Annotated in this window: 18 protein-coding genes; 2 read left to right on the plus strand and 16 right to left on the minus strand. The window is 49.2% G+C overall.

Going from position 1 to position 13,838, the window contains the following annotated elements; genetic code table 11:
- Positions 1–47: 47 nt before the first annotated feature.
- The 8 genes from LPA26_RS12975 to LPA26_RS13010 all read right to left on the minus strand — a co-directional run bounded on the left by LPA26_RS12975 (position 48) and on the right by LPA26_RS13010 (position 5,468).
- Positions 48–863, minus strand: a complete 816-nt coding sequence (locus tag LPA26_RS12975) for a TonB C-terminal domain-containing protein (RefSeq protein ID WP_055828732.1) — start codon at positions 861–863, stop codon at positions 48–50.
- 19 nt (positions 864–882) lie between these two features.
- Positions 883–1,275, minus strand: a complete 393-nt coding sequence (locus tag LPA26_RS12980; RefSeq protein WP_055828735.1) for an ExbD/TolR family protein — start codon at positions 1,273–1,275, stop codon at positions 883–885.
- An 11-nt stretch (positions 1,276–1,286) separates the two neighbouring features.
- Positions 1,287–1,973 (minus strand): protein TolQ, encoded by a 687-nt coding sequence (tolQ, locus tag LPA26_RS12985; protein ID WP_055828737.1) that lies wholly within the window; start codon positions 1,971–1,973, stop codon positions 1,287–1,289.
- Complete coding sequence (gene ybgC, locus LPA26_RS12990; protein ID WP_055828740.1) at positions 1,970–2,380, minus strand: tol-pal system-associated acyl-CoA thioesterase; 411 nt, start codon at positions 2,378–2,380, stop codon at positions 1,970–1,972. The genes tolQ and ybgC overlap by 4 nt, the downstream gene beginning before the upstream one ends.
- On the minus strand, positions 2,367–3,413 hold the full coding sequence (gene ruvB, locus LPA26_RS12995) for a Holliday junction branch migration DNA helicase RuvB (RefSeq protein WP_055829167.1): 1,047 nt from the start codon (positions 3,411–3,413) through the stop codon (positions 2,367–2,369). Before ruvB ends, ybgC begins: the two co-directional genes overlap by 14 nt.
- A gap of 167 nt (positions 3,414–3,580) precedes the next feature.
- Complete coding sequence (gene ruvA, locus LPA26_RS13000) at positions 3,581–4,156, minus strand: Holliday junction branch migration protein RuvA (RefSeq protein WP_229008669.1); 576 nt, start codon at positions 4,154–4,156, stop codon at positions 3,581–3,583.
- Positions 4,153–4,713, minus strand: coding sequence for a crossover junction endodeoxyribonuclease RuvC (gene ruvC, locus LPA26_RS13005; protein ID WP_055828745.1), 561 nt, complete (start codon positions 4,711–4,713; stop codon positions 4,153–4,155). The genes ruvA and ruvC overlap by 4 nt, the downstream gene beginning before the upstream one ends.
- Positions 4,714–4,739: 26 nt before the next feature.
- Positions 4,740–5,468, minus strand: a complete 729-nt coding sequence (locus LPA26_RS13010; RefSeq protein WP_055828748.1) for a YebC/PmpR family DNA-binding transcriptional regulator — start codon at positions 5,466–5,468, stop codon at positions 4,740–4,742.
- A gap of 360 nt (positions 5,469–5,828) precedes the next feature.
- On the opposite strand from LPA26_RS13010, the gene LPA26_RS13015 reads away from it, so the two are divergent.
- Positions 5,829–6,869 (plus strand): hypothetical protein, encoded by a 1,041-nt coding sequence (locus tag LPA26_RS13015; protein ID WP_229008670.1) that lies wholly within the window; start codon positions 5,829–5,831, stop codon positions 6,867–6,869.
- A gap of 42 nt (positions 6,870–6,911) precedes the next feature.
- On the opposite strand, the gene LPA26_RS13020 is transcribed toward LPA26_RS13015, so the two are convergent.
- The 3 genes from LPA26_RS13020 to LPA26_RS13030 form a co-directional block, all read right to left on the minus strand.
- Entirely contained in the window at positions 6,912–7,820 is a 909-nt protein-coding gene (locus LPA26_RS13020) for a DMT family transporter (RefSeq protein WP_055828754.1), read from the minus strand.
- Between the two features lie 82 nt (positions 7,821–7,902).
- The gene (locus LPA26_RS13025) at positions 7,903–8,280 is read right to left on the minus strand and encodes a nuclear transport factor 2 family protein (RefSeq protein WP_229008671.1); all 378 of its coding nucleotides are present in this window, start codon (positions 8,278–8,280) and stop codon (positions 7,903–7,905) included.
- Positions 8,281–8,307: 27 nt separating this feature from the next.
- Positions 8,308–8,820 (minus strand): MarR family winged helix-turn-helix transcriptional regulator, encoded by a 513-nt coding sequence (locus LPA26_RS13030; protein WP_229008672.1) that lies wholly within the window; start codon positions 8,818–8,820, stop codon positions 8,308–8,310.
- A 111-nt stretch (positions 8,821–8,931) separates the two neighbouring features.
- On the opposite strand from LPA26_RS13030, the gene LPA26_RS13035 reads away from it, so the two are divergent.
- Complete coding sequence (locus LPA26_RS13035; RefSeq protein WP_055828763.1) at positions 8,932–9,363, plus strand: CBS domain-containing protein; 432 nt, start codon at positions 8,932–8,934, stop codon at positions 9,361–9,363.
- A 95-nt stretch (positions 9,364–9,458) separates the two neighbouring features.
- On the opposite strand, the gene LPA26_RS13040 is transcribed toward LPA26_RS13035, so the two are convergent.
- From LPA26_RS13040 to aspS, 5 genes are all read right to left on the minus strand, one after another.
- On the minus strand, positions 9,459–9,878 hold the full coding sequence (locus tag LPA26_RS13040; protein ID WP_055872131.1) for a secondary thiamine-phosphate synthase enzyme YjbQ: 420 nt from the start codon (positions 9,876–9,878) through the stop codon (positions 9,459–9,461).
- Positions 9,879–10,003: 125 nt separating this feature from the next.
- The gene (locus LPA26_RS13045) at positions 10,004–10,792 is read right to left on the minus strand and encodes a quinoprotein dehydrogenase-associated SoxYZ-like carrier (RefSeq protein ID WP_229008673.1); all 789 of its coding nucleotides are present in this window, start codon (positions 10,790–10,792) and stop codon (positions 10,004–10,006) included.
- 141 nt (positions 10,793–10,933) lie between these two features.
- Positions 10,934–11,365 carry a VOC family protein gene (locus tag LPA26_RS13050; protein ID WP_229008674.1) on the minus strand — a complete coding sequence of 144 codons (432 nt, stop codon included), beginning with the start codon at positions 11,363–11,365 and terminating at the stop codon, positions 10,934–10,936.
- Positions 11,366–11,443: 78 nt separating this feature from the next.
- Positions 11,444–11,959 carry an adenine phosphoribosyltransferase gene (locus tag LPA26_RS13055; RefSeq protein ID WP_370634374.1) on the minus strand — a complete coding sequence of 172 codons (516 nt, stop codon included), beginning with the start codon at positions 11,957–11,959 and terminating at the stop codon, positions 11,444–11,446.
- Positions 11,960–12,045: 86 nt separating this feature from the next.
- Positions 12,046–13,836, minus strand: coding sequence for an aspartate--tRNA ligase (gene aspS, locus LPA26_RS13060; RefSeq protein WP_055828775.1), 1,791 nt, complete (start codon positions 13,834–13,836; stop codon positions 12,046–12,048).
- Between the last annotated feature and the right edge of the window lie 2 nt (positions 13,837–13,838).

A 13,838-nucleotide genomic window follows, 5' to 3' on the forward strand; every position in this document is an offset into this window, starting at 1 on the left:
TTATATGAAGAATTATAGCGAAAAGCCCGGCCAACGTCATTTCGACGCTAACCGCGCGGTTTAAATTTCAAATGTAACAACTCCAGCAATGCTTTACGCACTGCCGGGTCATCAGGTAAATCAAACGGTTTAGCTGCCACAATGGCGCGGAAAACAGCATCATCACAAACCGTGTCGCCAGAACCTTTAACCATCTTAGGCATACCGGATAAATCACCAGTATTGGTCAATTGTATGTCAAACAACAATTGAGGATTTGAAACCGGGCATAGACCAGGGTTGACGTTACTCCTGATTTTACGATTCATAAGCCCGACGTAATAACTTAAAACAGAAGGATCCACTGGTCCGGTCGCGGCAGCTTGTGCATCCAGATCCTGCTGCCGCATGGCATCCTGCACTTTCTTCAGCTTTTCTTCTGCTTCTTCCTTACGTAGAGCTTCCTGAATTTTCTTCAGTTTCTCCTCCTGCTTTTTCTTCTCTTCTTCTTTCTTTTTCTCTTCCTCTAACTTTTGTTTTTTCTCATCTTCCCGCTTTTTGAGTGCAATTTCCGCTTCTTGTTCCGCTTTATTCACTTGCGGCTCTGGCGGCGTCACTTTTTCTGGTGGTTTTGGCTTAGGCTCTGGTTCTGGCTCAGGAGGCTTAGGCGGTTCCGGCTTTGGTGGTTCTGGCGCAGGCTTAGGCGGCGTCTTGCTGGGTAAACTATCCCATAACGTCGCCTCCATTACCGAAGGATTCACATGCACGGCTTTCCAGTCGATCATAAAAACCATCGCCAGAAATAGCGCGATATGCATCAGCACAGACAATATCGCTGCACGTCTGCGGAATATCTGATCTTGTGGTGAATGTGAGATTTTCATTAAATATGCGACCTGCCGCTTATTTTTCGTTCTGGAACAGCAAACCAACCTGGTTGACTTGTGCCTGTTTCAACAAATCCATCACAGAAACCACTTCACCATAAGGCGTATTTTTATCGGCAGAAACCACGACTGGTTTTTCTGATTCGGATAACTTTTGACGGATCAATGCCAGCATGTCATCCCGCTCCATCTCCTTGCCATCCATGGTCACGGTGCCTTCTTTCAAGACGGTCACCACAATCGGGTCACCACTTTGTTTCAACGCCTGCCCGACTTTTGGCAATTCAACCATGCCAGGATTTGTCATCGGCGCGGTCACCATAAAAATCACCAGTAATACCAGCGTCACATCAATGTAGGGCACAACATTGATCTGGTTCATCATGCGCCGTTTACGCGTTCTGCTCATAAGGACTCCGATCAGGCTCTACGTTGCAAAATGTTGGTAAATTCTTCCATAAAGCTTTCGTAACGGACCAGCAGCCGATCTACGTTAGCTGCAAAACGGTTATAGGCAATCACCGCTGGAATCGCAGCAAACAAACCAATCGCTGTCGCCACTAAGGCCTCTGCAATACCTGGCGCTACCTGACTCAGCGTAGCTTGTGCCACATTAGATAATCCACGGAAAGAGTTCATGATGCCCCACACCGTTCCGAACAGACCGATGTACGGACTGACTGAACCTACTGATGCCAGAAAAGGCAAATGCGAATCCAGGTAATCGAGTTCGCGGTTATACGCTGCGCGCATGGCGCGACGTGTCGCTTCCATCACATCGCTGATTTCTGCGTCTTTTTGCGCATCTTTCTGCTGTTTGTGGCGGATAAATTCTTTTAAACCGGCCTGGAAAATACTGGCCATGCCTTGAGGTACCTTGCGGCCTGAGCCTATACGCTCATACAACTCGTTCAAGTCACCACCAGACCAGAATTGTGCTTCAAATTGATCGACATTTTCAGCGGCGGCCTTTAATGAAAACACTTTAATGAAGATATACCACCAGGATGCCAGCGAGGTCAGCAATAAAATCAGCATGACCACCTGGACGGGCAAACTCGCCCCGCTCACCAGGGTAAAAATCGACATATCGTTTGTTACATTCATGAAGACTCCAGTGCTATTTTGATACGGGCCGGAATACCCGTGGGTTTAAATGAATCCGCGTCTACACAGGCAACTTTTACCTGTGCTTCTAATAAAACCAATTCGTCCCGCAAAATCTGTTGCTGGCAGCTAAAACTGCCAAGCCGCATTTCAGTGACCTGCGAAACAATTGTTAACTCGTCATCCAGCCTCGCTGGCTTCTTAAATTGTATTTGCATGCTGTGCACAACAAATAACACCTGCTCATTTTGTCGCAACACGGCCTGGGCAAAACCCAGGCCGCGCAACCATTCAGTCCGCGCACGCTCCATAAAGTTCAGATACTGGCTGTGGTATACCACGCCGCCGGCATCCGTATCTTCGTAGTAGACCCGCACGGGAAATTCAAATGGTTTACTGTCCGCCATCTTGCCATAACTCTCCGCTGACCATGCTGGCAGGCGCTTTTAATCCAAAATGCTGGTAGGTTAACAAGGTAGCGACGCGGCCACGCGGCGTACGCATCATATAGCCTTGCTGAATCAGGTAAGGCTCCAGCACATCCTCAATCGTATCGCGTTCCTCGCCGATCGCGGCAGCAAGATTATCCAGGCCTACCGGGCCACCGCCAAATTTCTCTATCACCGCTTGTAACAATTTGCGATCCATCACATCCAGTCCTTGCTGGTCGACATCGAGCATTTTCAAGGCAGCATCAGCAATCACATTGGTGACTATACCGTCGGATTTTACTTGTGCGTAATCGCGCACCCGCCGTAACAGACGATTGGCTATGCGAGGTGTACCACGCGCCCTGCGCGCGATTTCGACAGCACCGGCCTGTTGCATTTCAACCTCCAGCAGATTGGCTGAACGCGCAACAATCTTGGCCAGTTCATCGTGGCTGTAAAACTCTAATCTTGCGACGATACCGAAACGGTCCCGCAGCGGATTGGTCAGCATGCCGGCACGGGTGGTCGCGCCCACCAAAGTAAATGGCGGCAAGTCCAGGCGCACACTACGCGCTGCCGGGCCTTCACCAATCATGATATCCAGGCGGTAATCTTCCATCGCCGGATACAGAATCTCTTCCACCACCGGGCTCAGGCGGTGGATTTCATCGATGAAAAGCACATCATTGGGCTCGAGGTTGGTCAGCAGCGCTGCCAGGTCGCCCGCGCGCTCAAGCACCGGGCCAGAAGTCATGCGCAGATTAACGCCCATTTCTTTGGCGATGATATGGGCAAGTGTGGTTTTACCTAGCCCCGGTGGGCCGAACAGCAATACATGATCCAGTGCTTCCTGGCGGCCGCGGGCGGCATTGATGAAAATCTCGAGTTGACCGCGTGCTTTTTCCTGGCCGACGTATTCGTCGAGCACTTTCGGCCGAAGCGCTCGCTCCAGCGCTTCTTCCTGCACGCTGACTGTGGCAGGAGCGACAAGTCGATCGGTTTCTATCATGGGATGGTCGGTGATGAGGTCATGGAACACATAGTGTCAATGCAAATTTAATCAGTGCAGGACTTCATTGCCGCTAATTTAAGAAGTTATTTTTTATGCATCATACCATGGCGCGCCTGACTATTACAGGCGCCCACTGATGCGAGCCTTGGTTTGGTTTTTGTGGATTATTTGGAAAGATATTTCAGTGCCTGGCGTATACCATCACTGACACCCACACCCGGCTCAAGCAATTTGATCGTCGCTGCCGCTTCGCGCTCATTGTAACCGAGCGCCACCAGCGCATTCAGGATGTCATCGGTGGCCGCTTTAGCCACCGGCTGCGCCGAAGTGGAGCCGGTCACCACAAACTTGTCTTTTAATTCCAGCAACAAGCGCTCTGCGGTTTTTTTACCAATACCAGGCACACGCGTCAACATGGCAACCTCTTGCTGGCTGACTGCCAGCATTAGATCATTGACGCTGACACCACTCAAAATAGAGAGCGCTGACTTAGCACCAATGCCATTCACTTTAAGCAACTGCTTGAAGGTGTTTTTCTCTTGCTCGCTACCAAAACCATATAGCAATTGCGCATCTTCACGCACGACCATGTGCGTCAGCAATTGCACCGGCTGGCCAAGTTCAGGCAGGTTATAAAAGGTGCTCATAGGCACCTCGACTTCATAGCCTACGCCATTACAATCCACCACAATCAGCGGCGGTGATTTTTCCAGCAGACGACCATTCAGACGCGCAATCATACTAACCTTCCATTTTTGACCCTGAGTCCGGTCGTTGCCAGTGCACCCAGGCCTTGCCCACCATGCGCATGGCAGATGGCACAAGCCAGCGCATCCGCCGAGTCCGGGCTTGGGTTTGCAGGGAGTTTTAACAGGCGCTTGACCATTTCCTGCACCTGTTCTTTTTGGGCGTGCCCGTTTCCGACCACAGATTGTTTCACTTGTAATGCGGTATATTCCGCAACAGACAGTTGTTTAATAACTGCTGCTGAAATCGCTGCGCCACGCGCCTGGCCAAGTAACAACGTCGATTGCGGATTCACATTTACAAATACTTTTTCAATCGCCACCTGGGTGGGCTGATAGGTATCGATCACTTCAAACAAACCATCCAGAATTACCTTCAAGCGCTCTGGCAAAGCTTCTTTTTCTGCTTCGCCAGCAACACTCTTTTTGGCAGATGCCGTTTTAATCACGCCGCTGCTGACATAACTCAACTTGCCACCAACGGCTTCTATCACGCCAAAACCGGTGACGCGCAGGCCGGGATCTATGCCTAGAATACGCTGCATGGTCATGGCAGATGTGCCGCTGGAAAAGTCAACTAGCTCTCTTCAATCACTGCGGAAGTATAGACATCCTGCACATCATCCAGGTCTTCCAGCATATCGAGGATTTTTTGCATTTTCACCGCATCGTCGCCGGTAAATACCACTTCATTGAGTGGCTTCATGGTCACTTGCGCCATCACTGCTTTCAGGCCGGCGGCTTCCAATGCTTCCTTTACCGTCACAAAATCATTCGGTGCGGTGATGACTTCAATACTGCCATCTTCATCGGTAATCACATCTTCAGCACCGGCTTCCAGGGCAGCTTCCATCACAGCATCTTCGGAAACTCCCGGTTCAAATACCAGCTGACCACAGTGCTTGAACATAAACGCTACGCTGCCATCCGTACCGAGGTTACCGCCATGTTTGGTCAGCGCATGCCGCACATCCATCACCGCACGCTGCCTGTTATCGGTCAGGCAATCAATAATAATAGAAGCGCCGTTGATGCCATAACCTTCATAACGGATTTCTTCGTAATTCACGCCTTCCAGCTCACCGGTGCCCTTTTTGATGGCACGCGTGATATTGTCAGAAGGCATGTTCTCTTCTTTAGCGGCAGCCACGGCAGCACGCAGGCGCGGGTTCATGGCGATATCGCCACCACTCAGCCTGGCTGATACCGTGATTTCCTTGATTAACTTGGTGAATATTTTTCCGCGTTTGGCATCCTGGCGACCTTTACGGTGCTGGATATTGGCCCATTTACTATGTCCCGCCATGTAATGTCCTTATCAGTCTATGCAGCAATGGTTGTTTCTTAAAAGTGGCGATTTTACCACAGCGCACGCACCGGATTTTCATTGTTCACCCACAATCATCATGCTGGGCAATCCTTCATATATTGATAACCACAAGTCCAAATCAAACCACCAGTGTTTGATTTTCCAACGCCAAAACTTCTGCATTTACATATGCAAAACTGGTTTTTTTTGTTTATAAAGAAATGTTAGTATTTGTTTCCCTTTGTATTTAAAGACGCTGAATATTCTTACAAAGGGATTTTTATTGCGGTTTTTTATCAATGATAAATATCGCTATAAAGCTTGGAGAAGTAAAGAAAACAAATTAAGGAGAAGTGTATGGCATTACTTAAAACCCTGACTTTCGGATTGTTTGGCACTGTCAATGATGTGATTGATGGCACCCAGGCGAAGTTGAATAGCATACTTCCGCAAGTCATTACTCCAGTGGATAACGCCGTCGACCATTTACTCGGCAGTACCGGCAGCCTGCTAAATGTGGGAGGTTTAGTGAACACAGTAACAGGTACTGTAGGTGGCGTAATCAATACCGTTAACCAAACCGTCGGCCATAGTGTCGCAGAGGTAGGTACGCTGGTAAACGGCACCACTGCCTTGGTTGGCGATGTGGTGGCGGGCACCGGAGACTTGCTGGAAGACGTTACAGGCGTGCTCGCCAACACAACTACCACCCTTGGTGAGGTGGTCGGAAGTACCACCAGCCTGGTAGATGTTGAAGCCGTTGTAGGTACCGTCAACAATATCGTTGGTGACGTAGTGCATGCCACAAACACGCTTCTGGATCAGACAGCCACCACTTTAGGCGCTACTGTGAATGGCGCGACCGCCACAGTGGGTACTTTGTTGACCGATGTCACCACAGAAATCGCAGCACTCGTGAATGGTGCCGGCGATGGCGCACCACAAGATATCACAACTGCAGTAGGTGGTGTGGTTGGCACCGTTTCTGGTGTAGTAGCAGGTGCTCCAGAAACCGTCGGCAATTTGCTTGATAGTGCAACCGGCCTGGTTGATATCAGCGGTTTACTGGGTAGCGTCACTAACGTGGTGGACAATGTGACCAGCCAGGTGGATGTCGGTGGTTTGCTGGATGTGAATGGTGTGGTCAATACCGTTACCGGCGTGACTCAAGGTGTCACCGGGCAAGTGCTGAATGTTGCGGACGTACTGTTTGAAACTACCGATGGCTTGCTGGATGGCGTGATTGCTGCGGCGGGCGACATTACTGCAACAACACCAGCCGTGACTGCCGGCTTGACACATGCAGTAGGTGATTTAACACATGCAGTAGGCGACCTGGGTTCAGTACTCGGCAACCTGTTGGGTGGAGTCAACAACGGCTTGCATGAACTGGCTTGATAGCCATCATTTAATAGAGAAAGCCCGCATGTGCGGGCTTTTTTATATGGCTTTCACAGGTTTTGGCTGCTCGCGAATAGTAACCCACGAGATCACCAGCAGCGCAAATGCAATCAATACCATACCGATAGACTCCATTGCATCCGGGACTTCACCAAGTTGTATCCAGGCTGCAATCACGCCTATCACCGGCGCCAGCATGGAGCCCATGCTCGCTACACCTGCTGGCAGCCTTTGCAGGGCAAACAGCCATAACAGCCAGGCGAATGCGCCACAGAGAATCACATTGAACAACACTGCGCCTATCAAATAAGGTTCCCACATAATGGGCGGCGCAGGTACCAGGAAAGCAATCGCGATCATCGGCAACGAGCCCAGCAACATTGGCCAGGCGGTGAGATTGATTAAATCCAGGTCCGGATGACGCCTGTGCAATTTTTTAGTCATGATGACCGACAATGACCAGGAAATACCGGAAATCACTGCCAGCGTCATGCTGAAAGCATCGGCGCGTATATGTAGTGGATCAAAAATAAATATCATGCCGAGCACGGCGGAAATCACAGCCAGCCATTGCCAGCCATGCACACGCTCACCTAATAGTGGCCACGCGAACAATAATGTCCAGAAAGGCATGGTGTAAGTGAGCACCGCTGTTTTACCGGCGCCGCCCTCAACCAGTGCCCACATTAACACACCGGTAAATCCTACATTCTGCAATATACCCAATACCAGCATGGTCGGGAACTCGGTAAGTCGCATGGACCGGCGTGTCACATACAACACCAGAAACAACACCAGCGCACCAAAAAAGGTGCGCATGGCCGCAAACTGGAAAGGCCCCGCATAATGCAGAGCGCTTTTCATCACCACCCAGTTATAGCCCCAGATAATGGCGAGCACTAATAAGGCGGTGAGCGCCTGAGAACGCTGTTTGACTAATTGATCCATACTGTTTATTCGTATTGAATATAGCTTTAGAGAGTCAGGTTTATTAAGCGCCAGCCGGCAGCGCATAATTAACCTGATTGGATTAGTTCCAAATATGTGTCACTGCCAGCCATTGGCCGTCAGCCTGTTTTTGGAAAACAACTTGCACATTACCGCCAAATTGCTGTTTGACACCATCTTGACCAACCATGGCGCCCGCCCAGTTGCCTGTTTGCGTTGCCAATGACTCTGTGACCACTGCATCTTTCATTGTCAGTGCGTGTTCAATGACGCCGGCCTGGATCAAACCACCAAAGAAATCTGCGATTGCCTGGCGGCCTTTTACTGGCTCGCCTGCTGGTGCCGGCAGTACAATGGCGTTTTCTGCATACAATGCTGCAATTGCCTGGGTGTTTTTACTATTGAATGCGGCGTCAAATTGCGTATTCAATGTGGTTAAAGTCTCAACTGTAGTCGCCATCTTTTACTCCTTTAAAAATACTATGAATTACTGATTGAAATCCCAGGCGGACATTCCTTGGTCTATCACGCCTAAAATAGTTTGCAGATCACTACGCTGGTTTTCCGACAAGCCCTGCATGCATAAACGCAAGCGAGTGTAATAATCCGGCATCACCGCATCCAGCTTGGCCTGACCAGCTGCTGTCAATTTGACCTGCACACTACGCCTGTCTTGTGGTGCAGAAATACGCTGCACTAATCCGCCTTGTTCCAGACCATCCAGCAAACCGGTCATGGTTGCGCGTGTGACCCCGATTTTTTCTGCCAGCACAGAAGGCACACACGTTAAATCCTGCTCGCGCATCAGCAAAATAAGCACCCACCAGCGCCCTTGCAGCAAGTCATGCTTGGTCAAACAGGCATCTAGTGCGAGCGACAAATCGGTTGCCACCCTGAGCAACATCAAAAAACTGGCAATCGCAGTGACGTCGGCAGCAGGATACCTTTCAGCAAATCGCTGCAATACTTCTTGGGTAGGAAGATCTCTGAGTTGCAACATAATTAGGATCATTATAGTTAGCTTCCTAATTATGTCAAGCGTAATGAAAGATTTTACTCAGACGACCATCGGTGTATATTTAGATATTTGTGATCATGATAGGAGGAAGTGATGAAGACTCTTCAGCAAGTACTCAATCAGAAAACTCACCAGGGGATCATCAGCATTGCACCTAACAGGCCGGTGTATGACGCCCTGGTTATTCTCTCAGAGTACAAAATTGGCGCACTGGCTGTCATCAAGGATGGCGAGCTGGTCGGTATTTTCTCTGAGCGGGATTACGCTCGCGAGATTATCCTCAAAGGCCGCTCCTCAAAAACGACAGACGTAGGCGAGGTCATGACGCAAAAAGTTATCACCGGGAAACCTGACGAACTGGTGGAATCCGCCATGAACACCATGCTGGAAAAACGCTTCCGGCACTTGCCAGTGGTGGATAAAGGGAAAATGCTAGGCATGTTATCGATTGGCGATATTTTGAAAGAAACTATCAGCTATCAGCAGGAGCTGATTAAACAGCTGGAAAGCTATATTCATAGTTGAATCAGCGCTTTCCCTGATTGCACGAGCAATTAAAGCCATCATAAAAATAATGCCGCCCTGATGTGGCGGCATTATTTTTAAAAAACTACGCTGCCTTATTCACCAATAATCTTGATCAACACACGCTTGTTGCGACGGCCATCGAACTCACCGTAAAAAATCTGTTCCCATGGGCCAAAATCTAACTGGCCTTCAGTGATAGCGACTACCACTTCTCGGCCCATGATCTGGCGCTTGATATGTGCATCGGCATTATCTTCACCGGTATCATTGTGGCGATAACCACTCACAGGTTCGTGCGGTGCCAGTTTTTCCAGCCAGACTTTGTAATCGTGATGCAGCCCACGCTCATCATCATTGATAAATACACTGGCAGAAATATGCATGGCATTGATCAACACCAATCCTTCTTTCACTTTGCTCTCGCGTACGCAGGCGATGACATCTTCTGTAATGTTTTTAAAATCCATCCGTGCCGGAATGTTAAACCACAACTCTTTGCGAAAACTTTTCATACTTTATTCTCCTGATTCCGATGAGCTTATTTTAACACTGGCTGACAAACTCCAGCGATTGAAGAATGCAGGCCATAAAAGCAAAAGGGCCTCCTTCGAGACCCTTTATTAACCCGTTATGCAATTTAGCTGTGCACATCAACGCTTTGCGTAAAAGTTTTGCCCTCATTATCGGTGGCGACTATTTCCAGTTTACCTGGCGCATCAGGCACGAAGCTGAATTTCATATACGGATCTTCACTGGTACCCACACCTACATCTACTGTCATCAACTCTTTACCGTTATAGGTAAATGTCGTCTTATTGATATAAAAAGCCGGCACATACCCTTGTGAAACCAGGTCACGCTGTAAACCTGTGCGCATGACGTGCCTGATATTAAAAGTCGCGGTGGCTGTTTCACCCATTTTGGGCGCATCGACATTGAGTTTGATTTTACCAGCGGCGGCACGCACTTCAGATTCGTTATTGTCCACCGTACCGCCACAGCCGCCAGCTGCGCGAATTTCACGTTTTGCCATGTATAACTTGCCATCGGCAGTTTCGCCAATCAAGCGCACATAAGAATCTGTTTCTTGCCGGATTCGGGTGGCCATGTGAAAACCATTCAAGCTATCGGTCAAATGATAAGTAGAAGCTAACTGAATCGGATTGGCATCGACTATCACATATAACTTCTTAAGATCAACGCCATTCGCGGCCGCTTTGTCATAAGTGAAAGTAACCGGCACTTGCGCTCCACTCTCTGCGCGTTTAGGCGCTTCAATTTTCAGGAAGTCCACCTCCTGAATATCCCGTTTAGGGAAAAATGCCTCTTTCACAACTGCCCATAGTTTAGGATCCGCTTCAGCTTGCGCAAATGTGCTCAAGCAAAGTGCCGACAACGCTATTACCAATATCCATAATCTTTTCATTTGATTCCCCATGTGTCGTATCTAGCTTATTATTTATTTCAATTTGTTTATGTCAACGCCATGAAAGCCATTCTGCTCCGGAAACACAACTTGAATATGTGATACTCATCACATTTTAATGCTTACAAGTATTCCTAATAGTTAAGCCTGTTTGCTTGGGTCGCCAGAAGGACGCATCTCATAATCAGGGTCAGCATACTCTTCAAAATTCAGCTCTACGCCATTGCCGGCAGGGTCGCGCAGGTTAATTTGCTGTATGCCATTGGCCAATGTGCGAGTAGTGTATTCCAGCGAATAGGAATTCAGGCGCGCTTCCATCTCCGGCATATCGGTACAGGTAAATGAAACATGGTCGAAAGTGCCATGCACATGCAGCTTCGGCGCTTCGGCAGTTTTATATTCGGCCAGGTGAATCACGTCGTTATTGCCAATATACAGCCAATAACCATAGGTGGTACTGGCAACGCGTTTGCCTACCGTTAGCCCCAGCACATCGCAATAAAAATCACGCAGCTTGTGCATGGTGTCGCGATCAGAGCGGAAATTCACATGATTGATTTCGGTTAACGGCATGATTACCTTATGAAAAAATGATTACAGTCGGCAACTATAGTACAAAATTTCTTGCGTACAAAACTTAATGCAACGCAATCAGAACTGGCATAAGGCAAATCCTTGCACGCCAGCATTCGCCAATTGTTGCATGCCGCCCAGTTCGGGCAGGTCAATCACAAAGGCGGCCTGTTCCAGCACACCACCCAACTGCCGGACCAGCGTTACCACCGCCAGCGCGGTGCCACCGGTTGCAATCAGGTCATCCACCAACAGGATACTCTCACCAGGCTTGATCGCATCTTCATGCATTTCTAATGTATCTATACCGTATTCCAGGGTGTAAGCTTGCGAAACGGTAGCCCATGGTAACTTGCCAGGCTTGCGTGCAGGCACAAAACCAATACCCAGTTTGACTGCCAACGCTGCGCCCATAATAAAGCCTCGCGCTTCCATCGCCACTATCTTGTCAAATGTGTGCTGTTCAAATTGTTTGCTCAAACGATCAATCGCAGCGGAAAACCCTTGTTTATCCTGTAGCAGTGTCGTGATATCACGAAACTGGATTCCTGCTTTGGGATAATCGGGTATAGTGCGGATCAAAGACTCAAACATAATCACCTTGCAATAAAAAAACGCGCCCTGAGGACGCGCTTGAACTTACTGAGCGCTTGCAGAAAACCATGCAAGCACACCCATCATCAACTGGTAGCAGTATTTTGCTGACGTACGCGAATATGTAATTCGCGCAACTGCTTCTCATCCACCTCGTTTGGCGCATTGGTCATCAGGCACTGCGCGCGCTGGGTTTTCGGAAAAGCAATCACGTCACGGATAGACTCGGCCCCGGTCATCAAGGTGACCAGGCGGTCTAAACCAAAGGCTAAACCACCGTGCGGAGGCGCGCCGTATTGCAATGCATCCAGCAGGAAACCAAACTTTTCTTGCGCTTCTTCCTTGCTGATTTTCAATGCATCAAATACTTTCGATTGCACGTCCTGTTTATGGATACGCACTGAACCGCCACCCACTTCCCAGCCATTCAACACCATGTCGTAAGCCTTGGACAGGCAAGCGCCAGGATTGCTGACCAGCAAGTCTTCATGGCCATCTTTAGGGGCAGTAAACGGATGGTGCAGCGCAACCCAACGATCACCTTCTTCATCATGCTCAAACATCGGGAAATCAACCACCCACAATGGCGCCCACTGGCGACCATCGACATGGCCTTTTTCGTGGCCGACTTTGGTACGCAATGCGCCTAATGCTTCGTTGACGATCTTGGCTTTATCAGCCCCAAAGAACACAATATCGCCATTTTGGGCGCCAGTACGTTCAATAATTGCTTGCAGCGCATTGACGTGAATATTTTTCACAATCGGGCTTTGCAGACCTTCCTCGTTCAACTTGGTAATGTCATTGATCTTGATGTAAGCGAGGCCTTTTGCACCGTAAATTTTGACGAATTCGGTATACGCATCGATTTCAGAACGGCTGATGGCCGCGCCGTTAGGGACGCGAATCGCCGCTACACGGCCACCCGTCATATTGGCAGCACCGGCAAACACTTTAAAATCGACATCTTTCATCACGTCGCTGAGCTCAGTGATTTCAAGCGTAACCCGCATATCCGGCTTGTCTGAACCGTAACGGTTCATCGCTTCACTGAAAGGCATGCGCGGGAATTGCGCTGGCAGATCCACATCCTGTACTTTTTTCAGCATGCGGCGGATCATTTCTTCCACCAGGTCCATGATGTCGTTTTCTTCAAGGAATGAAGTTTCGATATCGACCTGCGTGAATTCCGGCTGGCGGTCAGCGCGCAGATCTTCGTCACGGAAACATTTGGTAATCTGGAAATAACGGTCAAAACCCGCCACCATCAATAACTGCTTGAACAATTGCGGTGATTGCGGCAAGGCGAAGAACTGGCCGTGATGCACACGTGAAGGCACCAGGTAGTCGCGCGCACCCTCTGGTGTAGAACGTGTCAGCATTGGTGTTTCAACTTCTATAAAGCCGTTTTCATCCAGGTAGTCACGCAGGTTTTTTGCCACTTTATAACGCAGCATCAGGTTTTTCTGCATGGCCGGGCGGCGCAGATCGATATAACGATGCTCCAGGCGCACAGTTTCGGTCAGGGTATCGTCATCCAGCATAAACGGTGGCGTCAATGAAGGGTTCAGCACTTCAATCTCGCTTGCCAGCATTTCTACTTCACCGGTAGGCAAATTGCTGTTCACAGTACCCTCAGGACGGGCACGCACTTTACAGACCACACGCAGCACAAACTCGTTACGGACGGTTTCTGCAATGGCAAACGCTTCTTTGGTATCCGGGTCGATCACAATTTGCGCTAGGCCTTCACGGTCACGCAGGTCAATAAAAATCACACCGCCATGGTCGCGACGGCGATGGGCCCAGCCACACAGTGTCACAGTTTGTCCGATATGTTCGCGGTTTAAATGGCCGCAGTAATGTGTACGCATCATAA

Source organism: Methylophilus sp. Leaf408, from assembly GCF_916856905.1.
In the GTDB taxonomy this organism is placed as follows: domain Bacteria; phylum Pseudomonadota; class Gammaproteobacteria; order Burkholderiales; family Methylophilaceae; genus Methylophilus.

Excerpts from the sequence above, each read along its gene's own strand:
- LPA26_RS12975 (WP_055828732.1), bottom strand. The coding sequence starts at position 863 with ATGAAAATCTCACATTCACCACAAGATCAGATATTCCGCAGACGTGCA.
- LPA26_RS12980 (WP_055828735.1), bottom strand. The coding sequence starts at position 1,275 with ATGAGCAGAACGCGTAAACGGCGCATGATGAACCAGATCAATGTTGTG.
- tolQ (WP_055828737.1), bottom strand. The coding sequence starts at position 1,973 with ATGAATGTAACAAACGATATGTCGATTTTTACCCTGGTGAGCGGGGCG.
- ybgC (WP_055828740.1), bottom strand. The coding sequence starts at position 2,380 with ATGGCGGACAGTAAACCATTTGAATTTCCCGTGCGGGTCTACTACGAA.
- ruvB (WP_055829167.1), bottom strand. The coding sequence starts at position 3,413 with ATGATAGAAACCGATCGACTTGTCGCTCCTGCCACAGTCAGCGTGCAG.
- ruvA (WP_229008669.1), bottom strand. The coding sequence starts at position 4,156 with ATGATTGCGCGTCTGAATGGTCGTCTGCTGGAAAAATCACCGCCGCTG.
- ruvC (WP_055828745.1), bottom strand. The coding sequence starts at position 4,713 with ATGACCATGCAGCGTATTCTAGGCATAGATCCCGGCCTGCGCGTCACC.
- LPA26_RS13010 (WP_055828748.1), bottom strand. The coding sequence starts at position 5,468 with ATGGCGGGACATAGTAAATGGGCCAATATCCAGCACCGTAAAGGTCGC.
- LPA26_RS13015 (WP_229008670.1), top strand. The coding sequence starts at position 5,829 with ATGGCATTACTTAAAACCCTGACTTTCGGATTGTTTGGCACTGTCAAT.
- LPA26_RS13020 (WP_055828754.1), bottom strand. The coding sequence starts at position 7,820 with ATGGATCAATTAGTCAAACAGCGTTCTCAGGCGCTCACCGCCTTATTA.
- LPA26_RS13025 (WP_229008671.1), bottom strand. The coding sequence starts at position 8,280 with ATGGCGACTACAGTTGAGACTTTAACCACATTGAATACGCAATTTGAC.
- LPA26_RS13030 (WP_229008672.1), bottom strand. The coding sequence starts at position 8,820 with ATGTTGCAACTCAGAGATCTTCCTACCCAAGAAGTATTGCAGCGATTT.
- LPA26_RS13035 (WP_055828763.1), top strand. The coding sequence starts at position 8,932 with ATGAAGACTCTTCAGCAAGTACTCAATCAGAAAACTCACCAGGGGATC.
- LPA26_RS13040 (WP_055872131.1), bottom strand. The coding sequence starts at position 9,878 with ATGAAAAGTTTTCGCAAAGAGTTGTGGTTTAACATTCCGGCACGGATG.
- LPA26_RS13045 (WP_229008673.1), bottom strand. The coding sequence starts at position 10,792 with ATGAAAAGATTATGGATATTGGTAATAGCGTTGTCGGCACTTTGCTTG.
- LPA26_RS13050 (WP_229008674.1), bottom strand. The coding sequence starts at position 11,365 with ATGCCGTTAACCGAAATCAATCATGTGAATTTCCGCTCTGATCGCGAC.
- LPA26_RS13055 (WP_370634374.1), bottom strand. The coding sequence starts at position 11,959 with ATGTTTGAGTCTTTGATCCGCACTATACCCGATTATCCCAAAGCAGGA.
- aspS (WP_055828775.1), bottom strand. The coding sequence starts at position 13,836 with ATGATGCGTACACATTACTGCGGCCATTTAAACCGCGAACATATCGGA.